This window comes from Streptomyces sp. NPDC002144, from assembly GCF_053593695.1.
Genome location: NZ_JBSFDB010000041.1, coordinates 15,843 through 34,527, shown reverse-complemented (window position 1 = coordinate 34,527; position 18,685 = coordinate 15,843). Strand labels below are relative to the sequence as shown.

The window sequence follows — 18,685 nt, the reverse complement described above, 5'->3', positions numbered from 1 at the left end:
GGTCGCAAAGCCGCCCCTACCTTATCGGCCAGAAAACGCAGAGGTTTCGAAAAGTTTCGAGCCGAGCCGCCTCCATCGCATCCGACGCAGCCGACGGGCCGTCCAGCGCGATCGAACCTCTGAAGAGCCGAAGGAGCTCACGATGACCCCGAGAATGCCCTCCCGCGCCCTCATCACCGCCTCGGCGGCCGCGCTCAGCCTCACCCTCGCCGCCTGTGGCAGCAGCGGGCGCACCGCCGGCGGGGCCGGCGGAGACGGAACCCTGGCCTGGGCACTGACACAAGGGTCGGAGGCCACCTTCCGGGCCTCGGCCACGCAGTGGAACAACGACCAGCCCGGTAGCAAGATCACCTACCAGTTCTTCCAGAACGACCCCTACAAGCAGAAGCTGCGTACCGCCGTTGGCGCGGGCAACGGTCCCGTCCTGTTCGAGAACTGGGGCGGCGGCGGGCTGAAGAGTTACGTCGACGCGGGCAAGGTCGCCGACCTCACCGCCGATCTCGACGCCAGCCCCGCCTGGAAGAACCGCATCTTCCCCTCGGTGCTCCAGTCGGCGACCTTCGGCGGCAAGGTCTACGGCGTTCCCGTCAACGGCGTGCAGCCCGTGGTCCTGTACTACAACAAGGACCTCTTCCAGAAGGCGGGCGCGCAGCCGCCGAAGACCTGGGACGACCTGCTCGCCCTGGTGAAGAAGCTCAAGGCGCAGGGCATCGCCGCGATTTCCATGGGCGGCGCGTCCAAGTGGCCGGACCTGATGTGGCTGGAGTACCTCGTCGACCGCGTCGGCGGACCCGACACCTTCGCGAACATCGCCGCCGGCAAGAAGGGCGCCTGGTCCGCCCCCGCCGTCCTCGAAGCCACTCGCATGATCAGGCAGCTGGTCGACGCGGGCGGCTTCGCCAAGGGCTTCACCTCGGTGTCCGCCGACACCGGCCAGGCCGAGGCCCAGCTGTACACCGGCAAGGCCGCGATGCTCCTCCAAGGCAGCTGGGGCTACGGCAGCATCAACACCGGCTCCCCGAAGTTCGTCTCCGAGGGCCGGCTGGGCTGGGCAGGGTTCCCCTCCGTCGCCGGCGGCAAGGGGGACCCGAGCGACATCGTCGGCAACCCGGCCAACTTCTTCTCCCTGTCCGCGCAGGCGAGCGCCAAGGAGAAGAAGACGGCGGTGTCCTACCTCAAGGACGGCGTCTACAACGACGCCTACGTCGACAGCCTCCTCAAGAACGGCGACGTGCCGCCGGTCAAGGACCTCGACGCCAAGATCAAGGCATCGGCCAACGCGGACTGGTCGTCGTACGTCTACAACCTCACCCGCGACGCGAAGAACTTCCAGCTCTCCTGGGACCAGGCGCTCAGCCCCGGACTCGGCGACGCTCTGCTCACCCACCTCGACCAGCTCTTCCTCGGCCAGCTCAGCCCGGAGCAGTTCTGCGCGCAGATGGACAAGGTGGCGGCGAAGTGAGCACCGCCACGGCCCCGGCGGCGACTCGGCAGGGCGGGCCGCCCTTCGTCATGGCCCTGCCCGCCCTGCTGCTCTTCGCCCTCTTCGCGCTCGTACCGATGGCGATCGTCGTCTACCTCAGCTTCACCCACTGGGACGGACTGGGCAGCCCGGCATGGGCGGGCACCGACAACTGGCGCGAGGCACTGACCAGTTCCGTCACCCGCCACGCGCTGTGGCTCACCGTCAAGCTGATGGTGCTGTCCTGGGTGGTGCAGACCCCGCTCAGCCTCCTGCTGGGCGTCTTCGTCGCCGGCCGCCAGCGCTACCGGGCGCTGCTCGCCGTCTTCTACTTCGTCCCGCTGCTGATCTCCACGGCCGCCATCGCCGTCATCTTCAAGAACCTCCTCGACCCCAACTTCGGCCTCGGCGCCGCCCTCGACCTGCCCCTGTTGAACCAGGACTGGCTGGGCGACCCCCAACTCGCCTTCTACGCCGTGGTGTTCGTCATCGCCTGGCAGTTCGTTCCCTTCCACACGCTGCTCTACCAGGCCGGAGCCCGGCAGATCCCGGCCTCCCTGTACGAGGCGGCGTCGATCGACGGCGCGGGCCGCATCGCCCAGTTCTGGCACATCACCCTGCCCCAGCTGCGCTACACGGTCGTCACCTCGTCGACGCTGATGGTGGTCGGCTCGCTCACCTACTTCGACCTGGTCTTCGTCCTCACCGGCGGCGGTCCCGGCTACGCCACCCGCATCCTGCCGCTCGACATGTACATCACCGGCTTCCAGAGCAACGAGATGGGCCTCGCCAGTGCCGTCTCCGTCGTGCTCGTGGTGGCAGGCCTCCTCCTCTCCCTCGCCCTTCTCCGCTTCTCCGGCTTCAACCGGATGCGCAGCCAGCAGGCAGGTATGTGATGTCCGCGCTCTCCCACGCCCCGACCACCGACTCCCAGGCCCGCCCGGCGCCCATGACGGCGGGAACGCCGGGCCGCCTCGCCCGACTGCGGCGCACCAATCCCCTCGGCGCCCTGGGCGGCGCGCTCTGGCTGCTGATCGTCCTGGTCCCGGTCTACTGGGTCCTCGTCACCAGCCTGCGCACCCGCGAGGGCTTCTTCGACGCCAACCCGCTCGCCCTGCCGACCAGTCCCACCCTCGCGAACTACCGCCTGGTCTGGGACAACGGCTTCACCCACTACCTCCTCAACAGCGCCCTCGTCACCGTCGGCGCGACGCTGCTGACCCTCGCGGTGTCCTTCCTGGCCGCCTACGCCATCGTCCGCGGCACCAGCCGGGCCCTGCGCTGGGCGTTCAGCGTCTTCCTGCTGGGCCTCGCCATCCCGCTGCAGGCCACGATCATCCCCGTGTACTACCTGATCGCCAAGGCGCAGATGTACGACACCCTGCTCGCGATCGTGCTGCCCTCGGCGGCGTTCGCCATCCCGCTCACCGTGATCATCCTGGTCAACTTCCTGCGGGACATCCCCGACGAGCTGTACGAGTCCATGCGCGCCGACGGCGCCGGACACTGGCGCATGCTGCTGAACCTGGCGCTGCCGCTCTCACGCCCCGCCCTGATCACCGTCACGATCTACGACGCGCTGAACGTCTGGAACGGTTTCCTCTTCCCGCTGATCCTCACCCAGAGTCCCGACAAGCGGGTCCTGCCCCTGTTCGTATGGAGCTTCCAGGGCGAGTTCACGATCAACATCCCCGCGATCCTGGCCGCGGTGGTCCTGTCCACCTTGCCGATCCTCGCCCTCTACGTCCTCGGCCGCCGTCAGCTCATCGGCGGACTCACCGCGGGCTTCGGCAAATGAGAAACACAACAGATCCACCCCGAGCAGAGCCGCACGCCGCAGGAAGTGGGAAACCACACCCGCCGCCGCCCGGCCCGCGGCAGGGTGATGCGGTCAGCCAGACCCGCCACCCGGACCTCGGCCAACCGTAGCCGGGACCGCCTGGCTCAAGCAGACCGCTGTCGGTGCTGCACCGGGTCGCACCACCCTGCCGGAAGCTGCCCGGCCTCCGGGCCCCGGCTACGGCGGACATCGACCGACCGCTGCACTGTGCTGAGCAGCAAGAGCGCCCCGTCTTGCTCTTGGCCGCGACGTGATTGTGGTATTGCTTTCGGGCTGGATTTGTTGCTGTTGGTGTGGCATTGGGGCAACGCACAGGCGGCCGCTGGGTCTGGGCAGGCCCGGCGAGGGATACGTGGAGGCCGTGATGGCGGAACCTGTGGGCGAGGACCGGGACCCGCGAAGCACGTTCATGTTGATCTTTCGCGGCGGTGCTGTTTCGCGTCCTGACCTGTCGCCGGCCGAGCTTCAGGCTCATGTCGAGAAGTGGTATCGCTGGTCGGAGGAGTTGGCCGGACAGGGCAGGGGTAACGTCGGAACCGCGCTCGATGGTCTGGGGGCGACGGTCCGCGGTCGCGAACTGGTCACCGACGGGCCGTATGCCGAGTCGAAAGATCTGGTGACCGGCAGCATGATCTTCGAGGCGGCCTCTCTGGAAGACGCCATCGAGGTCGCGCGCGGGTGCCCGACGTACGAGTTCGGCGGGTCCGTCGAGGTGCGGCCAGTCCAGGATCATCGGATCTGACACTCGTGAACGAAGGGCCGGAGGTGCACCCGTCTGCGGAACTGGTCGAGGACCTGTTCCGCAGGGAGTATGCGCACCTGGTCAGCGCGTTGATCAGGGTCCTGGGCCCCTCGAACGTCCAGCTGGCCGAGGACGTCGTCCATGATGCGCTGGTGAGCGCGATGCAGGCGTGGCGTTTCGGGCTACCACAGGACCCGAAGGCGTGGATCATCCGGGCCGCTCACAACCGGGCGATCGACATCATCCGCCGGGAACAGCGGCGCCGCTCCTTGCTGCCCGAACTGGCAACGACGACCGCGCTGACCGACACCATCGAGGCGGCCCTGGCTCCGGCTGCCGAGGCAGCCGGCCAGCTGGCGATGATGTTCGCTCTTTGTGACCCCGGGCTGAGTCGCGAGACGCACGTGACGCTGATCCTTCGGTGGCTGTGCGGTCTGTCGCCCAGGGAGATCGGTCAAGCGTTCCTGGTGGACACGCAGACCATCGATCGGCGCTTGCATCGCGGGCGCGGACGCCTACGTGAGCTGGGCCGGTTGCCCGACGTGGACGACCTGCCCGACCTCGAGACCCGGCGGGGTTCGGTCGTGCGATCGCTGTATCTGCTGTTCAACGAGGGTTATCACGGCAGCAATCAGCACAACCCGGTACGTCCCTTTCTGTGCGAGGACGCCCTGCGTCTCACCGAGCTGCTGCTGGACGCCAGGGCGACCGCGCATCCGGACGTGCACGCTCTGGCCGCCTTGTTCTCCTTCGGCACCGCCCGTCTGTCCACACGCCTGGACGAGCACGGCGTGTTCGTCCCCCTCGAGGAACAGGACCGAAGCCGTTGGGATCGGGCGCGTATCGAGCGCGGTCTGATCCACCTCGCCCACGCGGCCACCGGCGATCACATGTCCCGTTGGCATCTGGAGGCCGGCATCGCCTGCGAGCACGCGATCGCGCCTTCGGTCCAGGAGACGAACTGGGACCGGATCATCGGCTTCTACCAGCTCCTCGCCGAGCAGTCCCCCAACCCCGTCGTGGCGCTCAACCGTGCGCTGGCCGTGGCCGAACGAGACGGCGTCGAAGAGGGCCGCCGCGAGCTTGTCGCCCTCGCGGACGAGCCCAAGCTGTCTCGTTACCCCTTCTACTGGGCAGCCCTTGCCGACCTGGAACGGCGGGCCGGCCGCCACGCCGCAGCCCGGGAGCAGTACGAGCACGCGATCGCGCTGGCCCGCAGCACCGCCGAGCGTGCTGCCTTCGAGCGGCGGATCGAGAGCCTGAAAATCTCCTAGAGGCGTGTCCGGTTTCGGCGGCCGCCGTTCGTCCTTCTCCTGAGATCGCCCGATCAGACCAGGAGGCAGCAATGACCACGGTAGACGCCGACAACCCCTTCGCCGGAGGCAAGGCCGCGCCATCGGTCCACGTGCACCAGTGGCGGGCGTTCTCCCTGCTCGCCGTGGCGTACTTCATGACGGCGGCCGACATGCTGATCGTCAACGTCGCGTTGCCGACGATCGGCCGCGAGCTGCATTTCGCACAGGCGGACCTGCAGTGGGTGGTGACCGCCTACGCCCTCACCTTCGGCGGGTTCCTGCTGCTCGGCGGCCGCGCTGCCGACCTGCTCGGGCGCAGGCGCGTGTTCACAACCGGGCTGGCGCTGTTCACCGCGGCCTCGCTGGCCTGCGCCCTGGCAACCAGCGGCATCTTCCTGGTCATCATGCGGGGCATTCAGGGCCTGGGCGCCGCCATGGTGCTGCCCGCCGCGCTGTCGATCGTGATGAACATGTTTCCCGAGGGCGCCGAGCGCAACAAGGCACTCGGCCTGTGGGGCGCCACCGGCGCCAGCGGCGCGACCGTCGGCGTGCTGGCCGGCGGCGCCATCACCCGCTACGCCGGCTGGCCGTACATCTTCTACCTGAACGTGATCGTCGGCGGGGCCGCGCTGCTCCTGCCCCGGGGAGTGGTGCCGGAAAGCAGGCTGCGCACCGCACACCGCCGCTACGACCCGATCGGCGCCATCGCCGTGACCACCGCTCTAGTGATCATGGTGTATGCCATCTCGCAGGCGCCGACCGCCGGGTGGACAGCCACCCGGACCCTGGTCCTGCTCGCGACGTCGGCGGCCCTGCTGGCCGCGTTCGTGGCCCTCGAGGCCAGAGCGCAAGCGCCACTGCTGGCACTGCGGCTGTTCCGGCTGAGCACCCTCGCGGGCTCCAACGCCGTCGGGTTCCTGCTCGGCGCCGGCTTCTACGGCTACATCTTCATCGGCACCCTCTACATGCAGCAGGTGCTCGGCTACTCCGCGTTGAACACCGGCCTCGCCTGGCTCACCGTCGGCCTGACCGGAGTAGCACTCGCCGGTCCCGCGCAAGTGCTCGTCACCCGCACCTCGGTCACGCTGGTGATGGCGGCCGGACTGACCCTGACCGGCGCCGGGATCCTGTGGGCGACCCAGGCGCCCGCCCACGGCCGTTTCTGGGCGGACCTGGCCGGGCCCTTCTTCCTCACCGGCGCCGTCACCTGGATCTTCATCCCGGTCTCCATCGGAGCCCTGGTCGGCGTCACCGAACGGGACGCCGGAGTCGCCTCCGGCCTCATCGACTCATCCCAACAACTCGGCGGCGCGATCGGGATCGCCATCGCCTCCACCGTGGCGGCCACCCGCACCCGCGGCCTCCGCACCCAGGGCCACGCCATCGTCGGCGCGCTCACCGGCGGATTCCACACCGCCCTCTGGGTCTGCGGTCTCATCGCCCTGGCCGGCATCCCCATCGCCCTCCTCCTCATCCGGCGCACCGGCATCACCCAGGCCACCGCCGTCTCACAAAGCCAAGTCCAGGAACCCGCCCCCGCCGACTGACCCACGCGGCCATCGCAGAGGCGTACCCCCCACCCCACTCAAACCAGGAGAACCACCATGCGCAAACTCGTCGAGTCGACGCTCGTCACGTTGGACGGCGTCATCGAAGCCCCCGAACGCTGGGCCCTTTTCGACGCCGAGTCCTCGGCGTACTCGCTCGAACAGCTCGACCACTACGAGGCATTCGTCATGGGCCGGACGACCTACGAAACGTTCCACGCGAATTGGGGCCACGTCACCGACAACCCTTACATCGACCGCATCAACGCCATGCCCAAGTACGTCGCGTCTCGATCACTGGCCAAGACAGCATGGAATGCCACCCTGCTGGGGCCCGACCCGTCCGGCGCGATCGCGAAGCTGAAGAGCCGGCCCGGCAAGGACCTCATCAAGTACGGCACCACTCGTTTCGACGCCACACTCATCCACCACCACCTGATCGACGAGTTCCGCTTCTGGTACATGCCCGTCGTGGCCGGCTCGGGGCAACGGCTCTTCGAACACGTGGACACCGCAGGGCTGCACCTCATGCTCACCGACGAAAAACGACTGCAGAACGGGTCGGTCATCCTCACCTACGTGCCTCGCTGACGCCACGAGGCTGCCCGGATCCAGCGACGCCCACAGAGTGACGCGCAGTGATCTGCACGAAGTCACCCGCCCGCGGAACGCGGACACCTGAGCCCGGCCGGCCGCAACCATTTCCGCACCTCGCGGGTCACACCTGTGAAGCACGGCGGGCCGGGACCCTCCCGGCGCGCGGGGAAGGTTCGGGCGGATGGCAAGACGATCACGGGTAGGCGCGGTCGCGACGGCGGCGGCGGGCGCGCTGGCACTGGTGGCGGGGGTGTTCGGCACGGGTCCGGCCCGCGCCGACACGGCGGACGCCGCACGAGGGATGACGGTCCAGTTCGCCGAGCACGAGCTCTTCATCGGGACGGAGCCGGCGAGCGTGAACCTGTCCTACCGGTGGAAGGTGGCCGGCGGGGGCACGGCACACCACGTCCACCTGACCGTCGACCTGACCGGAGTGGCCGACTTCGCCGAGCCGGTACCGTCGGAGCACTGCAAGGGCAACCTCTGCACGCTGGACCTGGCGTCCGCCACCTCGGACTTCCACGTAGTCACGCTGGTGCCGAAGCCCGGTGCCGCCATCGGCAGCAGCGGCACCGTGACCGTCTCCGGCACGGCGTCGGATGCCACCGTCACCGGCGACCACCTCACCCTGACCAACGGCGCGACGCAGCTGAAGGTGAGCGCGTCCGCCGAGCAGCTGAACCAGGTGCCGGGCGACACGCTGACCTTTCCGCTCGACGTGTGGAACAACGGCCAACTCCCGGCGGCCAAGGGGGTGGAGCTGCGGATCGACACCACCGCCGGGCTGCACCTCCAGGGCTCCTGGGCCAACTGCCGCGACGTGCCCGCGGGCGGCCGCGGGGGGCACATCGTGCGCGAGACCCTGTGCGACTTCCCCACTCCGGTGGAGCCCGGCCGGCGGTACGCATTGTCGTCGCCGCTGCGCCTCAAGGTCGGCGACGAGGCCCTGCGCGACAAGATCTTCTACGAATTCACCCCGCTGACCAGCGCCGCCCCGGCGAACGGCCCCGGAACCCCGCTGACCCTGGTCCCGAGGGGCGCGATGCCGTCCGACGGGAACACCACCCGGTACTTCACCACCTACGTCAACAGCGTCAACCACGCCGACTTCGACGTCACCGGGGACACCGTCACCGGGCGGCGCGGCGGTCACGCCACGCTGCACGCCACCGTGATCGACCGGGGGCCGGCGGTGGTGGAGGACCTCCTCGACGAGGATGCCTGGCTCCCGGTTCTCGTCAAGCTGCCGCCGGGCACGAAGGCCACGAAGATCCCGGACAACTGCCAGCCGCCGCCCACGGACGACGGGTCGGACCCCGGCCCCCGGATGGGCCGGTCCTCCTACCAGTGCGACTTCGGCGACCCCGCCCCGGGGGACAGACACGTCCTGTCATTCACCGTCGCTATCGGCCCCCGCACCCCGGCCGTCTCCACAGGCCAGGTCCGCACGCTGGAGGTCATGAAGGGGCTCGACCCCGACGCCTCCAACGACAGCGCGGCGCTGACCCTGCGGCTGGCACAGGGCGGCTCCGCGGGCGGCGGTACGCCCGGCGGGTCCGGCTCCGGCGGCGCGGCCGGAGCGTCCGGCTCCGTTTCGGGCGACCCTTCCGCAGGGTCCGGACCGCTGGCCGACACCGGATTCGGCGGCGGCTGGATCGCCTGGGCGGCCGGCGCGCTGCTGCTGGCTGGTGGTATGGCCGCAGCGCTCTCCCGACGGTCCCGCGGTGGGAACTGACACGTCGTCCGGGTGCCAGAAACCAGTGCGGGGCGCATTGCCCGACTCCCACGGAGAGCCGGCGGTGGTGTGACACCACCGCCGCCTGGCCCGCGACTACGAAGCCCTCCTGGCCCGCTCCGCCGCCATGATCTACCTAGCGATGATCGCCCCGATGGCCCGCCGACCCACCAGAGAATCCACCCCAACCTGGCGAGGGCTCCACCGCTCAACAAAGCCGCACCTCGGGACGCAACAGCGGAAGAAATGCGCTCTCTGATGACCCGCCGACCGCTTCGAACCCCGCGAAACGTGAGTTATCCGTCATGGCCGACGGGCAACTTCCCCTGGGAGCATGACTGTCCATCGGGTGGACGGGGGGAAAGCGGGATGACCACGCACAGAAGGGTTCGTGCGGCCATGATCGTTGCGGCGGTGCTGGCGGCCGCCGGCTGTTCCGGCGGGGGCGGTGACGACGTCGCTTCCAGCCCCTCCGCGACGACGACCGCGGCGGCCCCGGCCACTACTCCTTCGACTGCCTCGCCCACCCCTACGGTCAAACCGTCGGACATCTACCCCACGAACGCGGACGGCTGCCATCCGAACGCGAAGTGGAGTACGGCGAAGGCGGTGGACTGGGTCGACTGGGGGCAGGTCGGCACGCGCGCCCTGGGCCCGGGAGAGGTCCGGTTCCCCAAGTCCATGCCCGGCTTCGACGGGCCCCTGTGCGACCGGGTGACCGTCCAGGTCCAGTACTGGCGCGTCAACTACCGGCCGTCCAGCGCCACTTCGGCCGCCGACCCGCTTTCACGGGAGGTGAACTACGACTACGCCCTGCAGTCCCTCAAGCGCACCGAACTGCACATCGACGGCCGCAAGGTCCACGACGTGAAGCCGCCGAAGGGCTTCGCCTCGGCCAAGGCCAGCCCCTGTGACGGCTTCCTGGAGGCGATCTACGTCGGCGCACCGCTCAAGAACCGCGAACTGCCGACCAAGATCAGCACGGGCAACACGGTCGTCGGCGACGACGTCACCTTCCCGACCAAGCGCGTGGTCGATTACCACGTGTTCGCGCCGTCCGCGCCCCAGCTCTGCGACGACAACGGCATTCCCACTGCATCCCCCGCACCGTCCGGCTACCCGTCGTCCGGCTTCGGGCTGTCCACGCCGTCCTACCCCGCCTTCGACCTCACCCCGAAGAGCTGAGTGGCAGGGGGCTACGACGCCAGCACGCGCGCCAGCGCGAAGCCGTCGTGGCCCTTGCTGCCCACCGGCCGCAGCGCCGTGCCGGCCAACCTCGGGTGGCTGCCGATCAGTTCGTGTTGCCGGCCGAGAGGCCGACGGGAGGGGCAGTCCGTTCGCGTCCGACGGGATGTGCATCGTGGAACCCGGCTGGCCCGGTCCACGGGTGTGCGCAGTCGACTTCGATATCCCGCAGCACGGTGTCAGTGACCGCCAGGCGCAGCCGCTGACCAGGACGTAAACGTTGGCCGCGAACAGGGTTTCATGGTGCGGAAACTGCGTGGCTGATGAGTTCGCGGTGCCGGTATCGTCCGCTGTCCCGACCCGCCGCACCAGCGGCCTACGTTCAGAGAGCGATGCAGATGACCAGCCATCAAGCAACGACGACCTTGTGGCGCCCCACCGGCCCCAAGGAGCTGGATCTGGTTCGGGAGCTGAACTGGTGTGCCTGGCCGCCCCGGTTGCCCGAGCAGCCGATCTTCTACCCGGTCCTGAACGAGGACTACGCGGTCAGGATCGCGCGGGAATGGAACGTGAAGCACGATGGCGCCGGCTTCGTTACTCGTTTTGAGGTCGAGTCGGAGTTCTTGAGCCGGTATCCCATCCAGCAGGCCGGTGGGCAGACGATCCTCGAGCTCTGGGTTCCGGCCGAGGAGCTGGACGACTTCAACGCCCACATCGTCGGTGAGATCCAGGTGGTCCACGAGTTCCGCTGAGGCGGGGAGGCCTGCTGGCGGGGCACGCTGCGGTGCGATGATCCCGGCGTGGCTGGTGTGATCAGGGTGTCGGAGCTGTCCTGGACAGCGCCGTTCACCGGGCTGAGCCCGCGTGCCTTCGGGAAGCTGGTGACGATGAGGGGCAGCGCCTGCTGCGGATCGTCCGCAGGGGCACCGGGTCTGTGGTGACCTGGCGGCGGGCCGCGCTGGTGCGTGCGCACGGGGCGGGATTGATCGGCACGCCGTGATCAGGCGGGAAGCTCCTTGATGTCGGACGGCTCCTGCCCCGGGATGCCGTTGTAGTGGTGGCGGAAGTCGCTGGAGGCGGGGTATGCGGCGCGGCGCGAGCGCATGATGGAGCCAAGCGGGCGGTGGGCCTCCAGGGCGTGCCAGGGGCTGAAGGAGAGGACGTCGTCGGCGTAGCGGCGGCGGGCGTCGCTGTAGGCATCCTGGGCGGGCAGGTGCAGCACGGCCACGGTCTGGTGCGGTGACAGTTCCTCGGGCCACAGGACCGAGGCGTCCTCCACCGGCATCCGGTCGATGTCCGCGCACAGCTGGGCGCGGATGTCGTACTCGGCGCTGTTGTCTGCGAAGAAGTCGACGACGAGGTCGCGCAGGGCCGATTCGCCGGCCTTCTTGTCGACGTGGCTGCCGGTGAGGGCCTTGACGTTCGCCGAGCGGGGCGCGGCGGACATCTTGGCGACGTGGTCGCCGTAGCGCAGGGCGGCCATGGAGTGGAAGGTCTCGCCGAGGATGTGGTCGTTGGCGGCGGCCAGGGTCTCGACGGCGGGCGGAAGCGGGCGTCCGACGCGGGTGAGGGCCTTGGCGGCCACGCGGGCGGCCGCGCCGGTGAGCTGGAGTTGCTGGTCGCTCTGGCCGGGCTGTTTCTCCAGGATGCCCTGGAGTTTGGCGTATTCGGCGATGTTGCCGAAGGGCAGGGTGGGGTGGTTGACGAGGAGGAAGTCCTGGGTGGTGAAGCCGTCGTCCAGGGCGCGAGACCCGGGGGCGCCGATCACCTTCATCGCGAGGCCGCGCTGGACGGGCACCTGGTCGGAGCGCAGGTCGCCGGGAGCTGAGGAGAAGCGGACGATCACCGGGTAGGTGGCCGGTACGGTGAAGAGGCCCTGGGCGAGGTGGGCCGGGAGGCCGGACTGGATGCGCAGCTCGCCGGCGAGGACGCCGTGGCTCTTGGCGTGGGCGTCGCGCAGGCCGTGGCGGTGTTTGTCCGCGACCTGCTGATTGGCCTTGCCCATGGCGGCGACGACCTGGCGGACGAGTTCGTCCTCGTCCGGAAAGGGCTGTTCGAGGTCGGGGCTGTAGCGGACGTACGAGGTCATGGGGGATCTCCGCGCGAGGTGTGGGTCAGTTGCTGCCGAGCCAGCGGATGGCGGACAGACTCGGCATGAAGAAGTACTCGCCGCCGAGCAGGGTGTTGAAGGACTGGATGTTCTGCACCCGGCGCGGCGGGGTCCCCGGCACGGTGAAGTAGGCGCCCTTGTCCTGGAGCGAGATCATCGGGTCCTTCTCCTTGCCCAGGCCCATGAAGTTGCCGGAGCCGACCCATTCACTCTGCAGGAACTCCACGTTGTCGATCGCCCGGGCGCCGAGGGCGATGAAGTCCAGGCCGCGCGGTGTGCCGTCGTCCTTGAGGCGGTCCGCGGGCAGCGGGGTGCCGTAGGAGGTGCCGCGCCGGATGATCCGGCGGATGTTGACGTCGGTGAGGACGGTGAGCTTGGTGTCGCGCGGATTCATCCGGCGGATGTGGGAGCCGAGCGGGGTGCGCAGTCCGCGCGGGTCGGCGGAGTAGTCGAAGTCGTTGATCCGGTTCGGATCCTCACCGATCGCGGGCGTGTCGCGCTCCGGGGCCAGGGCGAGAGGTGCGCCGCTGCGCCAGCGGCCGACGAGCTTGGCGGCCAGCAGCTCGCGTTCGGCCTCGGTGGAGGCGTTGTCGTGCAGCCACTTGTTGAAGGCCGCGACGTGGGAGTGGTACTTGCGGAAGACGACGTACGTGCCGTTGCGGCCCAGGACGTCCGGAGCCGGCACGGGCAGCGGCACACCGGTCTCGCTCGGGTAGCCGAGGACGAACTCGCCGGCCTTGATGGGCCGTCCGTCGCCAGGCAGCGGTTCGGCACCGCTGCCCTCCACCACCGGCTGGCTGAAGCCGTCCCGGTAGCCGAAGACGTTGAACCCGTCGGCCGCGAAGTCCTGGTGCGACAGCAGCCGCACACCCGGGACCTCGCCCAACTCCTTTTCGTAGGTGGCGACTTCGGCCCGCCAGTCGTCCTCGCTCGCGGCGTAGGCCGTGACGGCCACGTGCACGCGCGGGGTGCCGAAGGGGAACTCCCAGCGGTCCGGTGCGTTCACGCCGGTGTCGCGCAGCCGCTCGGCGCGGGCGGCCATCCCGGCGCGGAAGTTGGCGGGGAAGGAGGCCAGTGAGGTCTCCGGCAGCCCCAGTGCGACCAGTCCCCGGTAGCTGAGGGCGAGGGCCAGCCAGGACGGCTGCGGCTCGTCCCAGCGGGCCGCCGAGGTCACCCGGGGGGCCAGCCGGCGCAGCAGTTCCCTGCCGGCGGCCGGTTCGGTGATCTCCAGGATCGCGTGGGTGCCGAAGTAGGGCTCGGGCCGGGCCCGCAGCAGGGTCGCCTGGATGTCGTCGAGGTCCAGGGTGGGTGGGCGGCGCAGCCGCCGGAACAGCGGGGAAGGCATGGTGAGCCTGCCTTCAGTTGAGGTCGGCGAGGAACCGCTGTACGGCGGCCTCCTGCCGCTTGAGCCGGTGGCCTTCCGCGACGGTGAGGTTGGGGTGGGCGACGAACCATGCCTCCGCCGGGATCTGGTACTTGACGATGAAGTCCTTCACATCTGGCGAAGTGATGCCGGGCCAGCCCTCGACGTTGCTGAACAGGTAGTCCATGAACTCAGGGATCTTGGTGGCGAAGTCGTCGATGTAGGGGTCCCACTCACCGTCGAAGGCGGTCGCGAACAGCAGCTTCGTGTCGTTGTCGAGGAACACGAACCGCATGTTGTGCAGCGTTCCGACCTGGCCTGCGCCCGCCAGGTTCCCGCCGACCAGGCCGAAGAACTTCCGCAGCCGCGCGGCGCCGTCCGGCTTCAGCGGCAGGATCGTCGTCAGTTCCGACACCTCACCGCTCTTGGCGCCGATCCGGCCGGCGGTGGTGACCGCGTGCTCGGCCATCTCCGCCTTGTCGGCAAGGATCTCGGCGGCCTTGAGCTTGAGGGCGATCTTCGCGTCTGAGAGCGCAGTGTCCACCTTCTCGCGGACGACCTCGGGGAACTGCTGGAACTTCGCATGCAGGGTGTGTTCGCTCACGGCGCCTCTCCTTGGGGTCGTGCGGCAATACTCCGGATACCGCCACAAAAAGCCTTCGCGAGACAGTGCGCAAGCGAGAAGGGATCCGCTCTCTGACCGTCTCCGCATAACTGATCACATCATCAGTTCACTACTTCGGTTTGTCAACGCGCCATCCGCATGACCCACGCCACTGTGAGACGCGTTGATTCACAACCTCTCTGTGAGTCGCTCTGCCTCACGGATGGCCTCTCGGCGTGCTCCCGGCCGCCGCGCCCACGGCGTTTCCTCGAACTTGGCCTGGCGCACATGGGACATGCTCGGCAGCCTCAGATCGACCTCACCGTCAGCGGCGCCGACCGCTGGAAGTAGGTCGCGCTCACCCCCAAGAGGCGGACGAACTGCGGGCCAGGCTAAACGAGTTCATCACAGCCGGAGGCGGTTGCCTCGTTGCAGGAGCTATCGACTACTGCAGTGTGCGGGTGGCCGAGTGCGAGCGGGCCCCGAAGGGGTTCTATGGGCAGGCGGTCGGCGACACCCGCCAGAGCGGCCCGGTCGCCGGGTGACTGCGCCCAGGGGCATCGCCCGTCCGCGCCTGGAGGAACCGGTGACCTCTCTGCTTGCGGAACTCCACGAGGGAGCCGAAGTTGCTGATCGCCCACGACGGGACCGACGCGTACGCCGTGGCCCCGCTCCGGCCATAGCGGGTGCCCGGCCGGCCTGGCGGGCTCGTCCGCGGTGGCGCCAGGGAAGCCTCGCGAGGGGACCCTAGACGTGACCTCGGGTCCCTTAGGTGTCGAGGAACTCGGGGATGAAGATGTCGCGGCTGGTCAGCAGGCGCTTGGAGAGGCCCTGCTCGTGGTGGTAGCGCAGGAAGGTGTCGACCGCCTTGCGGTTGGCGCGCAGGCCGTAGGGCCACCAGTCCTCGCCGAGCAGGGTGCGGTTGTGTTCGAACAGGCTGCTGAACCAGGGGGTCACCAGGCTCATGTGGTGCTTCGGGGCGTCCTCGATGTATGTGCGTTCGGCCAGGTCCTTGGCCTTGAGGAAGGCGCGGTAGACCGCGCGCAGATCCTCGGAGCGGTGCACCAGGTCCTTGCGGACCGCGACGATGTGCATCGGGGGGAAGATCCCGGTGCGCCGGTAGTAGTCGCGCTCGACGTTCTCATAGTCGGGGAAGAGCCGGACGATCTTGGCCGATCCCCGCAACATGGCCTGGGGCACGTCGACGGAGATGAGCGCGTCGATCTCTCCGGACTCGAGCATGGCGCCGAGGGTCTGGCCGTCGCCGGCGTGCCGCACGTGCACGCCGTCCGGCACCGGCTGCGGGAGCCAGTCGAACGCGGGGATGGGATGGTTGGTGCCGCCGATGACCCAGCGGCACTGGTCGACGGTCACGCCGAACTCGTCCGACAGGATGCCCTTGGGCCAGACACCGGCGTCGTGTCCGAAGAGGGCGAACTCGCCGACTGTCTTGCCGGCGAGGTCCTGCGGCTTCTCTATCCCCGCCTCGGTGTTCACGAAGATGGCGGAATGCCGGAAGTTGCGGTTCGGGAAGATCGGGAGCGCCATGAATGGCGCGTCCTCCAGGTCGAGGGTACGCAGAAAGTAGGTCAAGCCGAGTTCCGCTATGTCGTAGCGGCCTTCGATCATGTGCCGGAAGAGGTCCGAGACCAGGGGCTCCGTCTCAAGGGCGGCGTCCACCCCGTCGATCTTCACGCGGCCGTCGAAGAGCGCCTCGGTGTGCTCGTACCGGTAGGTGCCGATGGTCAGCTTGATGCTCATAAGGATCCTGCTTCCCTGAACGCCCGCCGCCCGAACGGGAATCGTCGCCCAGGGGCCGGCCCGCTCAGGGGGCGGTACGGATGATGTCGAGGGCTCGTTCGTACAGGGCGGTGAGGTCCTCACGGCCCTCGCTGGCGATCCAGCTGCCGGTGGCGGCATCCGTACAGGCGAAGGTGACGGCAATGATGGTCCGCGCCTCGTGGTCGGCGACCGGGCCCTCGCGGCCGGCGGCCCGCAGCCGCTCCCGCATGACGGGCATCAGGTCGTACTGCCAGCGGATGCGCTTCTCTTCGTAGCGGGCGCGCAGGGCGGGGGTGCGGAAGATGAGGGTGGAGATCTTCAGCATGTGCTCTGGGGACTGGGTCCCCGCCACGAGCCTGGTGAAGCCCACCTTGAGGGCATCCCAGGGGGACATGTCCAAGGGCTGCTCTTCGACTGTCTTCTTGAACAACGCTCCCAGAGCGTCCTGGTCGCCGCAGATCAGGTCCTCTTTGGTGCCGAAGTAGCGGAAGAGCGTGCGTTGGGAGAGCCCGACCTCTTGGGCGATCTGCTCGGTGGTCGTCTCGTCGTAGCCCTGCGTGGTGAACAACCGGACGGCTGTGTCGACGATCTCCTGGCTGGCCAACTGCCGTGATCGTTCCCAGACCGAGGATGCCTTGCCGTCACGCTTCATGCAGCCAGCCTATCGCACTGCCAATCAGTCGATCATGGCCATCTTGTCAATGACTGACAGCTTGTCTTACGCTGACTCACGGAGTTCCGACGAAAGGAGCACGGCCATGACCGCCGTCGACTACCGGGGTCAGCTGATCCTGATCACCGGCGCCAGTTCGGGGATCGGCGCGGAGTTCGCCCGCCAGCTCGCCCGGCGCGGCTCTGGCCTCGTCCTCGTCGCCCGCCGCGAAGACCGCCTCAGGACCCTTGCCGGCGAGCTCGAGAATCAGCACTGCATCACCGCCACCGCACTGGCCTGCGACCTGACGCGGCCTGGCGCAGCCGCCTACCTGGCCGAGCAACTGAGCGAGCGCGGCCTGCGCCTGACGGGACTGGTCAACAACGCGGGCTTTGGCACCCATGGGCGCTTCGAGACGGAGGAGCCGGAACGGATCCGCTCCGAGATCACCCTCGATGTGCACGCCCTCGTGGACCTGACCCGGACCTTCATCACGGACTTGCAGGACGCCGGCCGCGGCGTGCTGATCAACGTGGCCAGCATGGCCGCCTACACCCCGGTGCCGAACATGGCGGTCTACGGCGCCTCCAAAGCCTTCGTGCTCAGTTTCACCGAGGCACTGTGGTACGAGAACCAGGGCAACGGCCTGCAGGTACTGGCCCTGTCCCCTTCCGCGACGGAGACTGAGTTCTTCGACGTCGCCGGGCAGGAGGCCGCCTCCGGTGCACAACGGCTGCAGACCCCCCAGGAGGTCGTGGCCACCGCATTGGAGACCCTCGACCGCCGAAACCCGCCGCCGAGCATCGCCGTCGGCCGGATGAACCGCGCGATGCTGACCATGACTGGGCTCGCCAGCCGCCGCCGCGCGGTGTCCTTCATGGGCGCGATGACCGATCGCGCCTCCGGGGCACCGGGGGGCTCCCGGTGACCAAGGCGGTGGCACTCGGGGAGTCTTGAACCGCGGGGAGTCACCCCGCGGCCCCGCCGTGATGACGATCGACATGGGCTTTTGCCGCTGCTCGACGGCCAGGTGCAGCTTCGTGGGGCGGGGCGCAGACGACGGCTGCGGCCAGACCGTACAGGTGGAAGAAAACAATGAAGGCGTACACGGCGAAGATGCCGGAGATGCCCGAAGCCGCGACCGCGAACATCAGCCATACGGCGATCCGGCGGAGGACGCCGAGCTCGCGGGCGACAGTGCCGCCCCGGAGGTCGTCAGTGCGGGGAACCCAGGCGAACAGCGCCCCGGTAGCCAGCACACCGATCCCTGCCACCTCCCATTACATGGCGCGCCAGCCGGCCGTCTGCGCGATGTAGGTACCCATCGGCGCCCCGACGATCGTCGCGGCGGTCGGCCCGCCGATCACCGCCGCGAACGCCTTGCCACCCCTGCCCTTGCCGTACACATAGGCGGTGACCACCGCGCCCGCCCCGGAGTACGGCCCTTGCACGCGCCCGGTGAGGAAGCGGCAGACGATGAGCAGCGCGATGTTCGGCGCCAGGGCCGAGAGCAGGTTGTCCGTCAGGAACAGCCCCATCAGGCCGAGCAGGAGGGTACGCCGGTCGACCCGCGCGGTCAGGAGGGTGAACGCGGGTGAGCCGATCACGACGAGAACAGCCGGATGATGCCGTTGCTGCCGAACTCACACGTACCGATGGCGAACGTGCCCAGGGCCAGCCCGGAAACGGTGCGGCCGCTTTGCCGGAACCGTGTGGTGGCAGCGGTGTGGCGGCCTTCCCGGCCCTGCATTGTTGTTCGTACGCCTTTTCA

19 protein-coding genes and 4 pseudogenes are annotated in these 18,685 nt (G+C 68.8%); 13 read left to right on the top strand and 10 right to left on the bottom strand.

The window, feature by feature from the left end; genetic code table 11:
* The first annotated feature begins 142 nt into the window (after positions 1–142).
* The 10 genes and pseudogenes from ACWCQ1_RS40160 to ACWCQ1_RS40115 all read left to right on the top strand — a co-directional run bounded on the left by ACWCQ1_RS40160 (position 143) and on the right by ACWCQ1_RS40115 (position 10,403).
* Positions 143–1,462: an extracellular solute-binding protein gene (locus ACWCQ1_RS40160; protein WP_451028628.1), complete on the top strand. Its 1,320-nt coding sequence runs from the start codon at positions 143–145 to the stop codon at positions 1,460–1,462.
* The gene (locus ACWCQ1_RS40155; RefSeq protein ID WP_451028627.1) at positions 1,459–2,358 is read left to right on the top strand and encodes a carbohydrate ABC transporter permease; all 900 of its coding nucleotides are present in this window, start codon (positions 1,459–1,461) and stop codon (positions 2,356–2,358) included. Before ACWCQ1_RS40160 ends, ACWCQ1_RS40155 begins: the two co-directional genes overlap by 4 nt.
* Complete coding sequence (locus tag ACWCQ1_RS40150; protein WP_451028626.1) at positions 2,358–3,260, top strand: carbohydrate ABC transporter permease; 903 nt, start codon at positions 2,358–2,360, stop codon at positions 3,258–3,260. The genes ACWCQ1_RS40155 and ACWCQ1_RS40150 overlap by 1 nt, the downstream gene beginning before the upstream one ends.
* Before the next feature lie 406 nt (positions 3,261–3,666).
* Positions 3,667–4,044, top strand: a complete 378-nt coding sequence (locus tag ACWCQ1_RS40145; protein ID WP_133042258.1) for a YciI family protein — start codon at positions 3,667–3,669, stop codon at positions 4,042–4,044.
* Positions 3,981–5,318 carry an RNA polymerase sigma factor gene (locus tag ACWCQ1_RS40140; protein ID WP_451028625.1) on the top strand — a complete coding sequence of 446 codons (1,338 nt, stop codon included), beginning with the start codon at positions 3,981–3,983 and terminating at the stop codon, positions 5,316–5,318. Before ACWCQ1_RS40145 ends, ACWCQ1_RS40140 begins: the two co-directional genes overlap by 64 nt.
* A gap of 71 nt (positions 5,319–5,389) precedes the next feature.
* Complete coding sequence (locus ACWCQ1_RS40135) at positions 5,390–6,886, top strand: MFS transporter (RefSeq protein WP_451028624.1); 1,497 nt, start codon at positions 5,390–5,392, stop codon at positions 6,884–6,886.
* 57 nt (positions 6,887–6,943) lie between these two features.
* The gene (locus tag ACWCQ1_RS40130; RefSeq protein WP_451028623.1) at positions 6,944–7,477 is read left to right on the top strand and encodes a dihydrofolate reductase family protein; all 534 of its coding nucleotides are present in this window, start codon (positions 6,944–6,946) and stop codon (positions 7,475–7,477) included.
* A 187-nt stretch (positions 7,478–7,664) separates the two neighbouring features.
* The gene (locus ACWCQ1_RS40125; RefSeq protein ID WP_451028622.1) at positions 7,665–9,218 is read left to right on the top strand and encodes a COG1470 family protein; all 1,554 of its coding nucleotides are present in this window, start codon (positions 7,665–7,667) and stop codon (positions 9,216–9,218) included.
* Positions 9,219–9,294: 76 nt separating this feature from the next.
* Positions 9,295–9,477, top strand: a pseudogene (locus ACWCQ1_RS40120) (hypothetical protein); the annotation flags it as partial.
* 110 nt (positions 9,478–9,587) lie between these two features.
* Positions 9,588–10,403, top strand: coding sequence for a hypothetical protein (locus ACWCQ1_RS40115; protein ID WP_451028621.1), 816 nt, complete (start codon positions 9,588–9,590; stop codon positions 10,401–10,403).
* Positions 10,404–10,414: 11 nt separating this feature from the next.
* On the opposite strand, the pseudogene ACWCQ1_RS40110 reads toward ACWCQ1_RS40115, so the two are convergent.
* A pseudogene (locus ACWCQ1_RS40110) lies at positions 10,415–10,516 on the bottom strand (methyltransferase); the annotation flags it as partial.
* Positions 10,513–10,721, bottom strand: a pseudogene (locus ACWCQ1_RS40105) (IS5/IS1182 family transposase); the annotation flags it as partial. The pseudogenes ACWCQ1_RS40110 and ACWCQ1_RS40105, both read right to left, overlap by 4 nt.
* A 74-nt stretch (positions 10,722–10,795) precedes the next feature.
* Between ACWCQ1_RS40105 and ACWCQ1_RS40100 the strand changes: the two are divergent.
* Positions 10,796–11,155, top strand: coding sequence for a hypothetical protein (locus ACWCQ1_RS40100; protein WP_451028620.1), 360 nt, complete (start codon positions 10,796–10,798; stop codon positions 11,153–11,155).
* A gap of 48 nt (positions 11,156–11,203) precedes the next feature.
* A pseudogene (locus ACWCQ1_RS40095) lies at positions 11,204–11,293 on the top strand (IS5/IS1182 family transposase); the annotation flags it as partial.
* 110 nt (positions 11,294–11,403) lie between these two features.
* Here ACWCQ1_RS40095 and ACWCQ1_RS40090 read toward each other — a convergent pair.
* From ACWCQ1_RS40090 to ACWCQ1_RS40070, 5 genes are all read right to left on the bottom strand, one after another.
* Positions 11,404–12,492, bottom strand: a complete 1,089-nt coding sequence (locus ACWCQ1_RS40090) for a catalase family protein (RefSeq protein WP_451028619.1) — start codon at positions 12,490–12,492, stop codon at positions 11,404–11,406.
* A 25-nt stretch (positions 12,493–12,517) separates the two neighbouring features.
* Positions 12,518–13,858, bottom strand: coding sequence for a Dyp-type peroxidase (locus ACWCQ1_RS40085; RefSeq protein ID WP_451028618.1), 1,341 nt, complete (start codon positions 13,856–13,858; stop codon positions 12,518–12,520).
* A 13-nt stretch (positions 13,859–13,871) separates the two neighbouring features.
* A complete protein-coding gene (locus tag ACWCQ1_RS40080; protein WP_451028617.1) occupies positions 13,872–14,480 on the bottom strand; it encodes a hypothetical protein in 609 nt (202 codons plus the stop codon).
* Between the two features lie 768 nt (positions 14,481–15,248).
* Positions 15,249–16,241 carry a 4,5-dihydroxyphthalate decarboxylase gene (locus tag ACWCQ1_RS40075; RefSeq protein ID WP_451028616.1) on the bottom strand — a complete coding sequence of 331 codons (993 nt, stop codon included), beginning with the start codon at positions 16,239–16,241 and terminating at the stop codon, positions 15,249–15,251.
* A gap of 64 nt (positions 16,242–16,305) precedes the next feature.
* Complete coding sequence (locus tag ACWCQ1_RS40070) at positions 16,306–16,914, bottom strand: TetR/AcrR family transcriptional regulator (protein WP_451028615.1); 609 nt, start codon at positions 16,912–16,914, stop codon at positions 16,306–16,308.
* A gap of 106 nt (positions 16,915–17,020) precedes the next feature.
* On the opposite strand from ACWCQ1_RS40070, the gene ACWCQ1_RS40065 reads away from it, so the two are divergent.
* Positions 17,021–17,842, top strand: a complete 822-nt coding sequence (locus ACWCQ1_RS40065; protein WP_451028614.1) for an SDR family NAD(P)-dependent oxidoreductase — start codon at positions 17,021–17,023, stop codon at positions 17,840–17,842.
* A 40-nt stretch (positions 17,843–17,882) separates the two neighbouring features.
* Here ACWCQ1_RS40065 and ACWCQ1_RS40060 read toward each other — a convergent pair whose 3' ends face one another.
* From ACWCQ1_RS40060 to ACWCQ1_RS40050, 3 genes are read right to left on the bottom strand one after another with little or no spacing between them, the layout of a single operon-like run.
* Positions 17,883–18,188: a hypothetical protein gene (locus ACWCQ1_RS40060; RefSeq protein ID WP_451028613.1), complete on the bottom strand. Its 306-nt coding sequence runs from the start codon at positions 18,186–18,188 to the stop codon at positions 17,883–17,885.
* A gap of 6 nt (positions 18,189–18,194) precedes the next feature.
* On the bottom strand, positions 18,195–18,521 hold the full coding sequence (locus tag ACWCQ1_RS40055) for an MFS transporter (RefSeq protein WP_451028612.1): 327 nt from the start codon (positions 18,519–18,521) through the stop codon (positions 18,195–18,197).
* Complete coding sequence (locus ACWCQ1_RS40050) at positions 18,518–18,664, bottom strand: hypothetical protein (protein WP_358606964.1); 147 nt, start codon at positions 18,662–18,664, stop codon at positions 18,518–18,520. Before ACWCQ1_RS40050 ends, ACWCQ1_RS40055 begins: the two co-directional genes overlap by 4 nt.
* Positions 18,665–18,685: the final 21 nt, after the last annotated feature.